This is a genomic window from Hoylesella loescheii DSM 19665 = JCM 12249 = ATCC 15930, assembly GCF_000378085.1.
GTDB lineage: Bacteria > Bacteroidota > Bacteroidia > Bacteroidales > Bacteroidaceae > Prevotella > Prevotella loescheii.
In genome coordinates this window covers 584740-601802 of record NZ_KB899210.1, presented here as the reverse complement: position 1 = coordinate 601802, position 17063 = coordinate 584740, and the positions used below count along the sequence as shown (strand labels likewise).

General features: G+C 44.0%; 9 protein-coding genes. 3 read left to right on the top strand and 6 right to left on the bottom strand.

Annotation, left to right across the window (positions count from 1 at the left end; genetic code table 11):
* Both F453_RS0102355 and F453_RS0102350 read left to right on the top strand, forming a co-directional pair.
* Positions 1-807, top strand: an 807-nt coding sequence (locus F453_RS0102355; protein ID WP_018966557.1) for a DNA topoisomerase, incomplete at its 5' end; no start/stop codon positions are given.
* A gap of 93 nt (positions 808-900) precedes the next feature.
* Positions 901-7146 carry a helicase-like domain-containing protein gene (locus F453_RS0102350; protein ID WP_018966556.1) on the top strand — a complete coding sequence of 2082 codons (6246 nt, stop codon included), beginning with the start codon at positions 901-903 and terminating at the stop codon, positions 7144-7146.
* 78 nt (positions 7147-7224) lie between these two features.
* Here the strand turns inward: F453_RS0102350 and F453_RS0102345 are convergent, their stop codons facing one another.
* The 6 genes from F453_RS0102345 to F453_RS0102320 all read right to left on the bottom strand — a co-directional run bounded on the left by F453_RS0102345 (position 7225) and on the right by F453_RS0102320 (position 12167).
* Positions 7225-8292: a nucleotidyl transferase AbiEii/AbiGii toxin family protein gene (locus tag F453_RS0102345; protein ID WP_025789792.1), complete on the bottom strand. Its 1068-nt coding sequence runs from the start codon at positions 8290-8292 to the stop codon at positions 7225-7227.
* Positions 8289-8999: a DUF6577 family protein gene (locus F453_RS0102340; RefSeq protein ID WP_018966554.1), complete on the bottom strand. Its 711-nt coding sequence runs from the start codon at positions 8997-8999 to the stop codon at positions 8289-8291. Before F453_RS0102340 ends, F453_RS0102345 begins: the two co-directional genes overlap by 4 nt.
* Positions 9000-9095: 96 nt before the next feature.
* Positions 9096-9404 carry a helix-turn-helix domain-containing protein gene (locus F453_RS0102335; RefSeq protein WP_004365029.1) on the bottom strand — a complete coding sequence of 103 codons (309 nt, stop codon included), beginning with the start codon at positions 9402-9404 and terminating at the stop codon, positions 9096-9098.
* Positions 9392-11452 (bottom strand): bifunctional DNA primase/helicase, encoded by a 2061-nt coding sequence (locus F453_RS0102330; RefSeq protein ID WP_004365030.1) that lies wholly within the window; start codon positions 11450-11452, stop codon positions 9392-9394. Before F453_RS0102330 ends, F453_RS0102335 begins: the two co-directional genes overlap by 13 nt.
* Positions 11449-11829 carry a MerR family transcriptional regulator gene (locus tag F453_RS0102325; RefSeq protein ID WP_004365032.1) on the bottom strand — a complete coding sequence of 127 codons (381 nt, stop codon included), beginning with the start codon at positions 11827-11829 and terminating at the stop codon, positions 11449-11451. The genes F453_RS0102330 and F453_RS0102325 overlap by 4 nt, the downstream gene beginning before the upstream one ends.
* Positions 11820-12167: a helix-turn-helix domain-containing protein gene (locus F453_RS0102320; RefSeq protein WP_025789793.1), complete on the bottom strand. Its 348-nt coding sequence runs from the start codon at positions 12165-12167 to the stop codon at positions 11820-11822. Before F453_RS0102320 ends, F453_RS0102325 begins: the two co-directional genes overlap by 10 nt.
* Positions 12168-13183: 1016 nt before the next feature.
* Here F453_RS0102320 and F453_RS0102315 point away from each other — a divergent pair.
* On the top strand, positions 13184-15619 hold the full coding sequence (locus F453_RS0102315) for a C10 family peptidase (RefSeq protein WP_026292419.1): 2436 nt from the start codon (positions 13184-13186) through the stop codon (positions 15617-15619).
* Positions 15620-17063: the final 1444 nt, after the last annotated feature.

Sequence of the window (17063 nt, the reverse complement as noted above, 5' to 3'; positions counted from 1 at the left end):
CAGAAAGAGCAGGCAACTGAAGTAGAGAAGAAAGAAGATGGTGATGAACAGATTTTGTCTTCATTGCCTAGTTTGACAGAAGAAGAGATTTTACCACTTGTTTCTGCCGAGATAACCGCGCATAAGACCAAACCTAAACCTCTCTACACAGAAGCGACACTGCTTTCTGCTATGGAGAACGCAGGAAAAGAGGTCGAAGATGCAGAAAGTAAGAAGGCAATGGCAGAGTGTGGTATCGGAACACCTGCCACCCGTGCCAACATCATTGAGACGCTTATCCTCCGTGACTATATCTGTAGGGACAAGAAATCCATCATACCTACCGAGAAAGGCCTGGCAGTCTATGAGATTGTCAAGGACAAGAAGATTGCCAATGCGGAGATGACAGGCAGTTGGGAACTTGCCCTTGCCGCTATTGAAGCAGGAAAGATGCCATCTGATAAGTTCGCACAGGGCATTAATTCATACGTGGGGACAATCTGCGAGGAACTCCTCTCGCTTTCTTCAGAGCAAAAGTCCTATCCTGTCTACCGCTGCCCAAAATGCGGACAGCAGAGTGTCGGCATCTATGCCAAGGTAGCCAAGTGCAGGCATGAGACCTGTGGTTTCCATGTGTTTCGTGAAGTCTGCGGCATACTTCTCTCTGAAGATAATATCCACGACTTGATAAGTTCCGGTCGTACGCCTATCCTTAAAGGGCTGACCAGCAAGGCAGGCAAGAAGTTTAATGCCCGACTTGTTCTGGGCGAAGACTACGCCACTTCCTTTGAGTTTGAGAACAAGAAAGGAAAACAAAAAGGGAGATAATCCTGACAGATACAGAGAGGAACGGATATAGGTTGGGAGATACAAGTATTACCTCCCGACCTTTTTACCTCCACTTTATTAAAAGAAAACACTATGGCATATAATAAGAAAAACGTCCTTGAAGCCAATACGGAAACTATCCGTGTGGTCTTGCGCCTGGAGAAAGAACGCCGCGAAGCCACCGAAGCTGAGAAAAGTATCTTACGGGACTACCAAGGCTTCGGTGGCTTGAAATGTGTACTCAACCGTACGGATAACCCCGATGACATCCGCTATTGGAGCAAGTCGGAGCAACACCTCTTCGAGCCAACCCAAAGGCTCAAGCAGATGATTTACCGTGATGCCGTTGATGCCAATACCGCCAAGCGGTATTGGGAGAGCATCAAGGCAAGCGTGCTAACCTCCTTCTATACTGATACCCGCATCGTTTCTGCCATCTCAGACGCACTTGCCTTCACAAACCTGCAGATAAGACGATGCTTAGACCCTTCTATGGGTATGGGTGCCTTTGCCGAAATCTTTGCAAGGCAAGCAGGAGTTGTAGATGCAATGGAAAAGGATCTGCTCACTGCCCGCATCTCACAGGCCCTGCACCCCTATGGCAAAGGCAATATCTTCGTCCGAAACGAGCCTTTTGAAGCTATTGGGGAGTTAGAAAACAAAGACAAATACGACCTTATTACAAGTAACATTCCTTTCGGTGATTTCATGGTCTATGACCGAGAATACAGCAAAGGTAAGGACACTCTTAAACGTGAGTCCACACGTGCCATTCACAATTACTTCTTCGTGAAAGGTCTGGACTGCATCAAGGAAGGTGGAATTTTGGCATTCATCACCTCACAGGGCGTATTAGACAGTCCCCGCAATGAAGCCATACGCCGTTACCTCATGCAGAACAGCCGCCTTATCTCCGCTCTCCGACTGCCATCGGGTATGTTTTCAGACAATGCAGGAACGGCCGTGGGCAGTGACCTCATCGTCCTACAGAAGCAGACAGGTAAAGAAATCAGCGAGGGCATTGAGCAGCAGTTCGTAGAAACCGTTTCCGTTCCCAAGGAAGAAGGCTCTTCTGTCGTCTTCAAGCATAACTCTCTTTTTGTAGGGGATTGGAAAGACATATCTCATCGCACCGTTGCCACAGAGCGCATAATGGGTACAGACCCTTATGGAAGACCTGCATGGGAGTATCGGTTCACAGGAGGGATTGAGGAAATGGCAGAAAGTCTCCGAACACGGCTCTCCCTTGAAATGGAACAACGTATCGACCGTAAACTATATGAAACAGGTATACCGATGACAGAGGTAGAGCGAGAGGCAGAAGCGGAGAAACAGCTTCGCAAGTTGGGTATTACCATAATTCGGGAAGAAGAAACAGAGAAGACAAAGACTGAAGACAAGGGTATAAACGATGCCTATAACCTCATGCCCGACAGTATCAGGAAGCAACTACCAAAACTTTACAGCACGGAAAAGGAACTCATAGGCGATAAGGTTGCCTATGCATGCTATTTCTTCCCTATGGGAGCATACACAGCCTACCTTCTGGAATATGATCCTAAGAGCCGCATTGGCTTCGGTGCTGTCACGATGGGTTACGGCTGGGAGCTTGGCAATATGTCCCTCGATGAGATGGAAGGCGTAAAAGTAAGAGGACTGGGCATTGAACGTGACCTGTACTTCTCTCCTAAGAAATTGCACGAGATAGCCGAACTGGAAGAAATAGTCAGGGGACAATATACCAAAGAAGAAGTGGTAGCAGAGGAAATCAAGGAAGAAGTGATAACAAAGGCAGAAACAGAGAATAAGGTTAAAGAGACTGTAACCATTGCTTCTGAGAACGATACGCAGATAATGGAAAATACCGTTCCTAACGGCGAGACAATTCCATTACAGCCGTCATCATCAGAGTCTGCCCCACAACAATTCGTATCAGAACAGCCTTCCATGACTATAGAACCTGCTCCCGAAGGCGTACCCGCCTTGACACTTCATCATCAATACGAGCAGGAACCACAAGAAATCCGTACGGATATTGAAGCCCCGAGAGAGATGAACGGGCAGACGATATTCTTTGACGACGATCATCATCCGGTGGTGGACAATAACATGGAAGACATCGGACAACCGGAGCAACTGTCACTATTTGCCCCGGAGGAATACAGTCTTTGGACAAGAGAAGTTACCCGTGTGAACCATGAAATCAAGGATAATTCAGGAACTTCACAGGTGCGCCGTCCTATAACTCAAACTGCTCCCCAGAAACCATCGGAGTCCAAGATACAAAAGGCAGCGACCATTCCTCAACGGCGTACCCGTGGCAGCAGGAAAGCGGCTTCTTCCTCTTCACGTGAGCCATCCCTTTTCGACTTCATGAACGAAGCCGAGGAGCGCAAGCCGCAGCCGATAGCAGAAGTCAGAAAAGAGTTTGACGCTTCACCGCGCCCTTTTCTCTCTTCGCCGGACTCTCACCTGAGAGACGGCTCCATTGTCGTGCAGAAAGGTCAGGTGGGGTTTCTTTCTGACCTGAAGCGACATCCGACCTTCAACCCGATGGACTTGCCGTATGCGCAGCTTTCCCGTCTCAAAGCCTATATCGAGATACGGGAGTGCTATCACCGTCTCTATGACTACGAGGCAGAGAACCATGCAGAAGACAGGGAAGACCGCAGCAGGCTCAACCACCTGTATGATGACTATGTTGCACGTTGGGGCTACTTTAACCAGAAAGCGAACACCGACATCATCAAGATGGATGCTACAGGCGTGGAAATGCTGTTCTTGGAACGCTCCGAGAACGGCAGGTACATCAAGGCGGACATCTTCGACCATCCAACGGCATTTTCTACCACGGAACTGACCATTGCCACAGACCCGATGGAGGCTCTTGGCGCATCGCTCAACAAGTACGGCACAGTGGAACTTGATTACATGAGTTCGCTTTTACCTGATATGGAGGAAAGCGACATCATTTCTTCCTTGGAAGGGCGCATCTATTTCAATCCCGAAAAAAACGCATACGAGGTGGCGGATAAGTTCATTTCGGGCAATGTAATAGAAAAGGCGGAGCGCATCGAGTCGTGGCTCTTGGACCATCCCGGGCACGAGGAAGCAAAGCAGAGCCTTGCTGCCCTACGTGCAGCCACGCCAACACCCATTCCTTTTGCGGACCTTGACTTCAATCTCGGTGAACGCTGGATACCTGCCAAGGTCTATGGCAGGTTTGCTTCGGAGTTTTTCGGGACGGATATTGGCGTATCCTACCATTCCAACATGGACGAGTACGGCATTGTCTGCGACCGAAAGAATGCCAATATCTGGCACAAGTATGCCGTACAGGGAGAGTTCCGCCGCTATGACGGCATCAATCTCTTGAAGCATGCCCTGCACAATACCATTCCCGACATCAACAAGAGCAAGGAGGTGACGGACAAGGTTACGGGAGAGACCAAGACCATCAAAGTAAGGGACGGACATGCCATCCAGATGGCAAATGCCAAGATTGAGGAAATCAGACAAGGCTTTGTCGATTGGCTCGGGCGCACACCCGATACCTTCAAACAGCAACTCTCCGACAGATACAACCGCCTTTTTAACTGTTTTGTACGCCCTAACTTTGACGGTACGCACCAGACCTTTCCCGACCTTGACCTCAAACGATTGGGTATTGATGACCTTTACAAGAGCCAGAAGGATGCAGTGTGGATGCTCAAAACCAACGGTGGCGGCATCTGCGACCACGAGGTGGGGGCGGGAAAGACACTCATCATGTGTACAGCTGCCTACGAGATGAAGCGCTTGGGACTGGCAAACAAGCCGATGATTATCGGACTGAAGGCAAATGTATTCGACATTGCCGATACCTTTAGGAAAGCTTATCCTAATGCTAAGGTACTCTATCCTGGTAAGAACGATTTTAATAAACAGAACAGACAACGTATCTTCAACGACATCAAGAACAACGACTGGGACTGTATCATCCTCACGCACGAACAGTTCGGTATGATACCGCAGGCCTTGGAGATACAGGAAGCGATTATGCAAAAGGAACTGGACTCCGTGGAAGAGAACCTCGAGGTGTTGCGGCAACAAGGAAGAGATATCTCCCGTGGGATGCTCAAAGGACTGGAAAAACGCAAACAGACGCTTGAAGCCAAGTTACAGAACATACAGGACAGCATCACCGAACGCAAGGACGATGCGGTGGATTTCAAGATGATGGGTATCGATCACCTCTTTGTAGATGAATCGCACCAATTCAAGAACCTGATGTTCAACACTCGCCATGACCGTGTATCGGGCTTGGGTAATCCTGATGGTTCACAGCGTGCCTTAAACATGCTCTTTGCCATTCATACCATACAAGAACGGTCCGGAAAGGACTTAGGAGCCACTTTCCTTTCGGGAACGACCATTTCCAATAGCCTGACGGAGTTGTATCTTCTTTTCAAGTATCTCCGTCCGCAGGCTTTGGAAAAGCAAGGTATCAATAGTTTTGATGCATGGGCAGCCGTCTTTGCCAAGAAATCGACTGACTACGAGTTCTCCATCACCAATGAGATTATCCAAAAGGAACGTTACCGTACCTTCATCAAAGTGCCCGAACTGGCTGCTTTCTATGCGGAGATTTGCGATTTTCGCACGGCAAAGGATATTGGCATCGACCGCCCGGAAAAGAATGAGATACTACACAACATTCCGCCTACACCCGAGCAGGAAGTCTTTATCGGAAAGCTGATGGAGTTTGCCAAGAGTGGCGATGCCACAATCTTGGGGCGAGCACCTCTGAGTGAGAGTGAGGAAAGGGCAAAGATGCTTATCGCAACAGACTACGCGAGGAAGATGAGCCTTGATTTACGCATGATTGATGAAAAAGGGTACTCAGACCATATAGACAACAAGGCAAGCCATTGTGCCAAGATGCTCAATGACTATTACCGAAAGTACGATACACAGAAAGGTACACAGTTCGTGTTCTCTGACTTGGGAACTTACAAGCCCGGCGGAGAGTTCAACATCTATTCGGAAATCAAGCGTAAGCTGGTAGAAGACTATCATATCCCGTCCTACGAGATACGTTTCATTCAGGAATGCAAGAACGAGAAAGCAAAGAAGGCAATGGTAGATGCGATGAACCGCGGTGATATTCGCATTATCTTCGGTTCTACGTCCATGTTGGGTACTGGTGTGAATGCCCAGCAACGTGCCGTTGCGATCCATCATTTGGACACGCCTTGGCGACCTTCGGACTTAGAGCAGCGTAACGGACGTGCCGTACGCAAAGGAAACCTCATCGCCAAAGAGTTTGCCGACAACAAAGTCGATGTGATTATCTATGCCGTGGAACGTTCCTTGGATAGCTACAAGTTTAACCTGCTGCATAACAAGCAGCTGTTCATCAATCAACTGAAAAGTAACCAGCTTGGTTGTCGCACCATCGACGAGGGTTCGATGGATGAGGACAGCGGCATGAACTTCTCAGAGTATGTAGCAGTGCTTTCAGGCAATACCGACCTTTTGGAAAAAGCAAGATTGGATAAGAAGATTACTACCTTGGAATCAGAACGTAAGAACTTCCTCCGTGAACGTGATGCTGCAACAGGGAAGTTGGCTGAGATTGACAGTTCCGTATCTTTCCATACAGACAAAATCAAGGAAGCACAGTCTGACTTAGCTCTATTTGAGCAGCGTGTAGAACGTGATGCCGATGGACAGCCCATCAACAAACTAACTATCAAGGGTGTGGAAGATAGTACAGACTTCAAGGTCATTGCTGCACGTTTACAGGAGATTGACGAGAAAGCTCGCACCAAAGGGGAATACCACAAAATTGGCGAAATCTATGGTTTCTCCATTATGGTCAAGACAGAGAGTACTTCCAAGGATTTGTTTGACTGTTCGGTGAACCGCTTCTTCGTCAAAGGACAGGAGAGTATCTACTATACCTATAATAATGGTAAGTTGGCAACAGACCCGAAACTTGCGTGTCAGAACTTCATTAACGCCTTGGAGCGTATCCCGAAAGTCATAGAATCACATGAGAAAGAGATGGCAAAGGTTGTGGCCAACAAAGACGTTTACACCAACATTGCTAACAGTTCTTGGAAAAAAGAGGACGAGCTTTGTTCACTTAAAGGGCAAGCCGCTGAGTTGGACAGAAAGATTGCGCTTACCCTTGCTCCACCTGATGAGGAAAAGGGAGAAAAAGGGGAAATAAAGCAAGAAAAAGATTTACTCGGCAACAATTACCCTGCCAAAATGAAGAATGAGAACAACCCTGTCCAAGACAAAGAAGAGGATGGCCGTTTGCAGAGTTTCAGACCCAAGTGGAGACACTAATGGAAGTGTATTTGTAGTTATTTGTTGAGCTGGTTAGATTTTGGCAATAACGCTTGTTTATTGCCAAAACCTAACTGATTATTTTTGTAATAGTTCGCTTGTCTTGACCCAATAGAAAAAAGCTTCAGGTAGTATTTTCTTCAATCTGTTGAGTTTATTATTGACGGAAGGAGACAATTCCATAGCAAGTATGGTGTTCGGATTTCCATCGTATCTCTCTATTTCTGTATTTGATTTTTCTATTGAAGTAACAAGGTAAGCTGCACGAGCCGAATCCACGATAGCTTCTTCTATGCGATATTTCCCCTTATAGATGTAGCCGTCTATTTTCTTAATGCCACTTTGTAGCATTTTGAAATCACCTTTACCAATTTGCCCTCTAGTCGCCAGACACAATGCGGTCTCTCTAATATCCTCATAAATGAGTGAAAGTTCAGCGGGTAAGCCCCGGTATTGCAATTCTATTTTCCCGATTTGGGTGAAAGTATCCTTAGTGTGCTGAAAGTTACCGGAATGTTCAAACAGCCTGCCTACATCATATAGCTGCTTGATAATTTCCAACGAGCGGTCTCTACCTCCCTTGATATAAGGAATACCCGAGGTATTGGGGGCAAATGCCGTAAGTTTATCACCAAGAATGTCGTCAGCGGATGGCACGGTTACCTTCAATGGCTCATCGTCCAGTTCTATAAAAGGGCCTTTAATCTCAACTTCTTCAGTCGCATGGTATTGTAAATCCTCGTAGAGGACATCAAGCAGTATATACGCAGGTTTATCATCGTTCTTATAAGCGATATGATAAAAGAATCTCGAGTGGCTCTTGGGAATATTCGTGTCCCTCTGCTGCCGCTCATCAAGGGTCTTAGATATGAAGCCGAACTTTTCTATATCTTTCAAATATGGCTCAATATCCGTCCCGGGTGGGCAGATAATGTCAATGTCGATGGATAGTCGGTGAGCGGACTCACCCAAAATAAGCATCAGAGCCGAACCGCCCTTGAAACAGAACGGGCAACCTGACAATTTCAGCATCTCCAACAGCAACATTGCCCTGATAACTTTCTCTATCAGATTCAGGTCTTTATACTTGTTACGCACAGAAATGGATTTTATCCACTCGGTGGTCATACATTCTTTCTTGATCATACAAATTCCTTGATATATTTTTCTATTTGCGGTTTAATATTGCGCCGTGAGGCATATCGCAGTAACATGCCAATATTCACATTATAGTTGGCAAAGGCATTCTGCATCATGTACAAGGACTCTTGACCTTGCAGGTAGAAGAAATCCCTGTCACATTGGATATCAACCAAGAGTTTCTCAATTCTTGGTACATTTATGCCGTTTACTTCCTGTATGGGCGATTCTGAAACAAGAGGCTTCACAATAAAGGAACTTTTGTCCAACCGGATATAATCGGACATAATATCCTCCTTCGGCGAAAGGAAACTGCGTTCGTGCATATCCTGTACAAAGTGGAAAATGGTTTCAGTGGCATCGCGCTCCGTTTCTATATAGATATTGTTGTTGTACGACAGGTGATGCTGCAAGTCTGACAGTATTTCGCCGTTATAAACACAAAAGTCCAATAAGGGATATTCCACCTTTAATTTCTTATACAATCGAATGGAGTGAGCATTAGGAACAGGACGGAAAATGGCTTTAGGGGTTGTTGTATACACTCCTTTGCTTATTCTGAATATTTTTTTTTCGTCCAGCAACTTGCGTAAGTGCCAGGACAACATCTTCTTGGAAAGTTCAATCTTCCCAGAAAGATACTCAGACAAGTCATTCGTTCTGAATTCCTTGTTGGTGTTTGCAAAATCTACAATTATATTACTGACATTCATTCTGCTATCACTAATGGTCCGGTGCAAAGATAGTTAGATTTTGGCAATAAAACAAATATATTGCCAAAATCTAATACATCAGAATGTCGTCTGCTACTACCAGCCATCTCGTTTACGTAACATTTCATCTATCTCTTCCCGAAGGAAAAGCAATCGTCCGTTAGCTTTGAGATAAGGAATCTTCCCTGCCCACACCCAGTTGTAGATGGTCTTTTGTTCTACTTTGAGTATCTTGGATACATCTATGATATCCAGATATTCCGGTTTCAGGGGTGGATGGACAGTTGTATCGACGGATTGCTCTTGCAGGACAAGCAACCGGTCGAGTTTATCCTCGACACTCATCAGCTTGTCAAACAGGCGTTTTTGCCAAGTATCTTTGGTTTTATAATCTATGTACGGCATAGTTCTCCTTTTTGATAGTTGCCATTGGTATCTTGTGCTAAGATACGTTGTTCTTTCATGTAGGCGATGTATTTCTTCGCAGTTCTGTCCTTGATTCCCATCTCCCGCATCAGAACCTCACAAAGTTCCTGATAAGTGAGCTTGAAAGAATTTCGGAAAGCCTCCCTGACAACGCCAATCAGTTCATCGGTCTTGCGCTTTTCCTTGTCTTCCTTGGATTTCTCACCACGATAGACGTGCATATCCTCAGCCTTGTCCCAGCCGAAAAGCATCATCGGTACGTCCAGCGGACTTCCGTCACGGACTTTCAGTGCCTTTACCACTGAGTATTCTGGATTGTCGTCTTTCTCAATGGAAAGAATACCTGCCGCCTTGCGTTGAAGCTCCGAGCCGATATGCCCGCGCAGCTTAATGCCGTTAGGCACGAAGTGCAGCACGCAGATAATGCAGGTATTGTAAATCCCTGCCAAGCGGTAAAGTTCATCAACAATGGCAATACTCTCCGTCTCGTCATTAGCTGAGCGTATCAGGTCTGCAATACCGTCAATAACCACAAGATGGATGCCACCATGCCTGTGATGGAACAAGTCCATACTCTCGCGGATAAGCTTCAGCCTGTCCTTGCGGGACAGAGAGGCAAGATATAGGGAATGGCAAAACTCCGGTACTGCCGTCAAAGAAGCCCTACGCAATGTCTTACCCAAGTTCTTGTGCAGCTGTGCCTCGGACTGTTCCGTGTCATAGTGCAGGACTGCCAAGCCTTTGGGGTTGGCGGTAATCTCCAATCCCAATGTTTTCTCTATCGGCAGCCGTTCTTCTCCCAACGCTCCGGCAAGGACGGCTCCGACATAATTGCTCTTGCCTGTCCCCTCACCTCCGGTAATGCAGAACAGATTGTCCTGCGTTCCCAGCGGAACGCCATTCACAGCCACGACCGATTTGGAAATGTCCGGTGGATTCTCATAGTCAATTTCACAGGAACGTAACATCATCATAGTTTGGCTATATAGGCCTGAGAACATCTTGGCAAGCAGCTCTTTCAGTTCCTTTGCCCCGTTGCCCAAGGCAAAGAAATCTGAAATGTCTTTTTCAGACTTCGTGCCGATGAGCGGAAGTGAAAGGCTCAAGACCTTGTATTCCGCCAAATGTTCTGCTTGTCTATGACTCTCGCGTACGCCTGTCTCGTCAGCATCATACAGAAGAATGATATGCCGAAAGCGAAGCTGAAGGCTCTCAATGATACTTTCCGGTATCTGTGCCGTTTCACTGTTGAAGCAGATGGCATTGAAGCCGTGTGCATACAATGAGAGCACATCCTTTTCCCCGCCTGTAATGAAAAGCATATCGCCTTTGGTTGGAATCTGTTCCATACCGAAGCAATAAGTGGCAGGCATACGTCCGCCATAGAGAAAGCGGATTTTTGGGCTATGAGGGCGATATATCTTGGCATAGCCGTTTCCGATATAGGCAAACATAGGTTCCGTAGGTGAACTGTGAAGTTCAAACTTTTTGCCTTCAGCAGATACACTTTCATAGCGTTTAAGACTCCGTACACGAAAGCGTCGGAGTGTATCCTCATGGATACCATAATGCGCCCAATAGTTCAGCAGTCCTTCGTCAAAAGGCTGTATCTCAAAACTATATGGACGTTCTTCCGTACACTTGTTTATATCAGCCTTAGGAGTGGGAACAATAGTTTTTTTATATGCTGACGTGATATGGCTGCTATGCTTTTCACCATCATATAAAGAATACAATCCAAGTTCTTGTACAATCGTTTCCAATACTTCGGGAAAACTTGTTTTCAGGTTCAAGTTACGGAGGGTTGCCACAAACCAGAAGCAATCCCCTGAATAGGTGGTATCGCCATGATCATAGAATTTGTAAGAAGAAGTTTTCCTGTCGTAGTAGATATGGCAGGAAGCCCGCCTATCGTCATAGAAAGGGCTTCGGAAGTTGCGATGAAGGTTTACCTCAAAGCCGAGGAAATGGGAAAACACATTCAGACCTCCTTGTGTTAGCAAAAGAATCTGTTCCTTTTCTATCATAATTGTCGGTTTTTAGGGTTAAGACATGAACTCATGATGAGATTGTCCTTGAAACGGTTGAGCCGACCAAGAACCTCGTCGTTTCTCATACCTGATACGCGAAGCCGGTTACATTTCGTGGCTATCACGATAGACTTGAAGAAGTAGCGTACATCGCCACCCTCCGTGTAGCGATACCGTACCAACTGTTTCTTGCGCCAGCGATAAAGGGTGGACTCTGAAACATTCAGAGTCCCGATAAGATCTTTGGTTGTCATCTCTAGCTCGTCATCTATATCTTGGATAAGATGAGAAGTGCGCTCAACATACTGCTCTATTCGGTTGAGCCTATCTATCAGTTCCTGATAGGCTTGGCTTTCTACTGCGATTATTTCCATCTTTTCAACTTGGTGCTTTTAATTGTTATATCCATCCCAGAATTCGCAAGGTATTGCATAAGAGAGTTGTAGGCTTCTTTTGTATACACCCCAACGTGTACTTCTGCAATAGGTCTGAGAAGATCTTGTCCATTGCTTGCGAGATATGCAAACATTTCATAAACATCTATCTCCAAAACAGTCGCATAGTTTACTATTTGGAGAAAGTCCATTGTAATCTGACCAGACTCCCATCGGGATATTGTGCTTTCATCAACTCCCAATTTCTCAGCTAGATACGCCTGTTTTAGATGTTTGTTCAATCTCTCATTTCGAAGAAATTCCAGTAACTCTTTCATAAACATAAAGTTATAGAAACATCTTGGCACGAGCAACCCGTCACACGCAAGTTTATGTACCCTCTGCAAGTCGTCATGCACCAGATGCAATTATTTGTTTGGTGGCGGATGCAAAGGGTTTCTATATCAAGCATAAGATAAATATAGTAAACTTATATAGAAATAAATAATAACATAATTCACCTTTTATTAGTGATAAAGCTATAAAAGGTCAACCAATATTAGGCAATCACGCACAAGTCCTCCAGTGCAAGGTGCAAGACCCCTTATATATAAGGGCTTGCACCTTGCACTGGAATGTGTAGCAGTAAAATCTCTAAATATTTATGGTACAAAGATTTGGAGGTTGGTACAATTTTATATACCTTTGTACCGAAGAAAAGAGAGCAGTTGTTCTTTCAAAAGGTAGTCAGAATGGTAGTCATCAAGCAGTCAAAATACTGCTACAAAAATGCTACACGACCGATTTGTCAAAATTGATAGGACATTTAATTACAACGAGTTAGCAGAGTTTGGTTCATAAACCCCTCTCTCCGCATTATATCGCGAATTAGGTCCCTAAGTCTCAACACTTAGGGGCTTTTTGTTTTGTCTTGGTTATGGCTTTCATCGCTTTTCGCTCCAAATTAGCTTCTTTTCTTTCTTCAAAGATGTTATGGGAAGTGAGAATTACCTTATTTCATGTAAATGGATAATGTATGGTAATTGCCCTTGGTTATAGGTAAAAAAATCTCCAATATTATCTTGTTTTTCGCAAAAACACGATGTTACTGTTATTTAATCAATGTGGATTTGTAAGTTAAAATAAATTATATTACTTTTGCAATGCGTAAAGAAAAAACAATGAAGAGACATCCATGAGATAGTGAATGAAGATGAACTTGAATTGTCAAAAGCGACTTGAATTTAGTAGGCACAACCTTTTTGGAGTAAAAATGTGCTGAGGCTATATTGTCAACTTTCATCGAATAATGATAAAACAAACCAAAATACTTAATAATAAAATGAACGAACAAATGAAAAAGACATTGTTATTAGCACTAACAGTGTTGTCAAATGTTGTGCTTTCTAATGCAAATCCCATAACAAAGGGACAAGCTTTGAGCATTGCATCGAAGTATATCAATAACCCAACGTTATCGAAGAACACACCTGCCACACGCTCGTCACAAACCAACGAGCAACCTGCATATTACATTTTTACCAGTTCTAGCGATAAAAAGTTTGTTATTGTGTCGGGAGAAAGCAAACTAAACGAATTGGTTGGCTATGGTGATAACATGTCGAAGAATAGCGACGAACAACCACCATACTTCAAGAAGTTTCTAAAAGATTATGAACAAGTGGTGAAAGCTGTACGCAATAGCAGTAAGCAAGCACCAACGACGCAGATGCCAATCAAGCGAAAAGTGGAGCCATTGCTTACTTGTAAGTGGAGCCAGTATTTTCCTTATAACAAATATACACTTATAGTGGATGGCAAAACAACGCCTACTGGCTGTGTAGCAACTGCAACAGCACAAGTGATGTACCACCACAAATGGCCCAAAAACCGTCCCACAGGGTATGTTAAAAAAGAGGGCGACGAAGCTAGGAAGAGTCCTACTTATTGGTGGGGTGATATGAAAGACACCTCTAACAAGATGCTTTCAGAACGCTCTAGGCAAGCTGTTGGCGTGCTGATGCGCGACATTGGCAAAGCCGTTAACATGAGATATTACCACAAGGGGAGCGACTCAAACTTGCAATATGCGTGCAATGCACTTCGAGATAAGTTTGATTATACGGTACGTTTCCTTGATAAAGACTTCTTGCCTGCTAACGAATTCCTCAAAGAAGTGATGCAAGAAATATCCAACGGCTATCCTGTTTTGGTTTGCGGAGGCCCACATGCCTATGTTTACGACGGCTATGATGAGCGTGGTTTTCTACATACCAACTGGGGATGGGAAGGACTAAACGATGGCTATTTTGATATAAACACCGTTTATTTAAATGTTACAGGCTTTGCGCTTAGTGGCACATTTTGGGATGACATGTCTGTTGTTTTTGCCCATCCCAATGATGGTAAGGCCGTTCCATTTAAGGAAATAGAACGTGGATTGGATGCTCGCGCCACCACTGCATTCACCATTAGCAAAACAGAAGCAACACGAACAGAGAAATTGAGTGCTTCAATTAAAAAGTTAGGCTCATATAGTCCTGTTAAAGGAAAGCTGGGTGTGTTTACCGGTAAGGTTGCACTGGCACTTTATAACCACAAGAACGAACGGGTGAAAATATTTAACTCTGCCAGCGACAACCTAGTTTGGGCATCCATTTTCACCGCTATGAGTTTTGATTTGACTAACATTAGCTTTGAAGGTTTACCCAATGGACACTATCGTTTGGTGCCCGTCTTCTCTGAAATGCTGGATGAACAGACTAAGAAAAACGGCGAGTGGAAACCCATTAACCACGCCAATGAAATGGAAGTTGAACTCACAACAAACGCTGTTCGCATCAATACAAACAACCCCCAAAATGTTGTTACCATTGAAAAGAGGCCAAGTGTGCTTGCTCCTTTCTATGAAGACTCGGGCAAGATGGGTGCTTTTAGCTTCACTATGTATAACCCTGGGCGAGAAGAAGTGCGTGGCGACTTGGTGATGACGCTTAAAAGCCTTGAAACCAATAAGGTTTATAATGCCTATTTGCTTACACCTAACGTTGTTGCACAGCGTCTTGGGCACACTTCTTTTACCATCAACATGCAGGCGCTATACAATAATCCTGGCGATTTCGGCAAATTAAAGGTTGGTAAATACAGCGTAACCCTATCGATAAAGGTTAAGAAAAAGAATTCAGAATTTATTGTTCCCATTACGATGAAAGAGCCTTTTGAGATAGAAGTGTTGCCCGATCCCCACCAAGGAACGATTGAGTTTAACTTTGTAGACTTCTTAGTGGATGGTGCTAACGCCAATTATAGCACCTTCCAGCTCAATAAGATAAAAGAAATAGGCTTGCAAGTGCATGCCAAAGTGACTGGATATCAAATAAGGGAAGGCTATCGTGGGCGCATTTATTATCGTTTACACGACCTGACAGACAATAAATGGATTGATTTAGGTTCTGCTAATAATGTTTATTTGCCTTGCGAGAAACCCAACGATGCAAGCAAAACGCGTGTCACTTTTAAAGCCTCGATGTTGAAACCTAACCATTCTTATGAAATACATCTCGAAATTGAACGAGGTGGAAAGCGTGAAGATGTTTGGAATTCTAATGCACAACGTAACGTGTTCTATACGGTCGGCGATTTGAAAACCACTGCAATTGAATCGCTTGAAAGTGAAAAAAAAGCGCCAAAGGATATCTTTAATATTGAAGGAGTGCGCCAAACGCAGGCATGGGAAAGCCTTCCTGCGGGTATCTATATTGTTGATGGCAAGAAAATGATGAAAAAGTAAACACAGGTTAGTTTTATTTTTTAGTAGAAAGGAAATTACTTTGAAAGGTTGTCTTTATGTTTATAGAGACAACCTTTTTGTTTTTCTTTATGTCAATGGGAAATGGTTGTAGTGTAAGAACAATGTGATTGTGCACCTCTTTGTATAGCATCTCATAAATTTCCCTGAGCTGTTATAAACCATTTGCTATTTCGAGGTAGACTTGTGCCCTTGTCTTTTCTATCCCTCTTCTAGTTTGTTTCAATCCACAATGTATAGGATAGTATTCCTACTGTTGCCAATATGTGGCGCATACGATGTACTTCACTTGTAAAGTCAACTAATTCACTCAAACCGTATAAGCTTTTCTCTTCATTCCTTAGTTTTCTGATAACGTTAAATCTGGTGCGTAATATTTACAAATTAACACCTTCTTTCCTCACTGTTCTAGAAGAATTAATCCGCGAAAAGTGGCAAAAACATATCTTCACCTCTTTCATTCTCTACCTCGTCAAAACACATTTTCCCCACTGTCGTGCATGTTTTACCAACTCCCGATTTCACCAAACAGCAAAGCAACGTTATTTTCACGCCTCCTAATTTATAAACCAACAAGCAGCGTAACATATTTGTTCACAGTGTATTATTAGGTTTATTGCCTTATTTTTTATAAGCGGGACCCCTGTTCCATATAAGCTGGAAGGTTGTTCCACATCATCTGGAATCTTGTTCCATGTCACATGGAACAAGATTACATCTTAGCGATAACAGGGCGTTTCACCTTAAAACGCAACGAACGCAGTGAAAAATCGTCAAGTCAGATATAAAGTAACAGAAAACAAGAGATGAGGAATTGCCGATTTAAAATTTATGTCTAGATTACTCAAACCTAGCAATATCACGTACCTAAACACTATTATAAGCCTTCCGTTTCGTTGAGGATAATAGCATAAACCTACGTATATCAGTTGGTTACAAACTTTCGTGAGAGTCGATTAAATGCAAGTCGGTGGCGCGTTTGTGAATTAGATAGGCACTCATAATGTTAAAAAATGGTACGAAATGTTTACAGGTAAAAGAAGAAGCCACACTAAAAATGTCCCCTTTACCGCGCTTGTTGGCATACCAGTGGAATGCACTTACAATCTTATATGGCATGCTTGGCGGAGAAATCCTTGGTGTAATGGTATACTAATAGGTATGATTTCTTGTGTGCTCACTGTGTAGGGGTTGGCTCTATGGTCGTTTAGTTTACCTTGGCCATAATTAAAATGAGCGGTGTCTTACCTCCAATTCACTTTCTGTATATTTGTCCACTTCTTTCTCTTTTTACAAGTTCGATATAAATAAGTTGCCGGTGGGATTTATGTCTTTTTCACAATGAATGCGGTGGAAATAGCAATTAAAATAGTCGTTTTGTATGGAATTATTTTAAAAACCGCTTTTATGTTGTAAAAAATGTGTA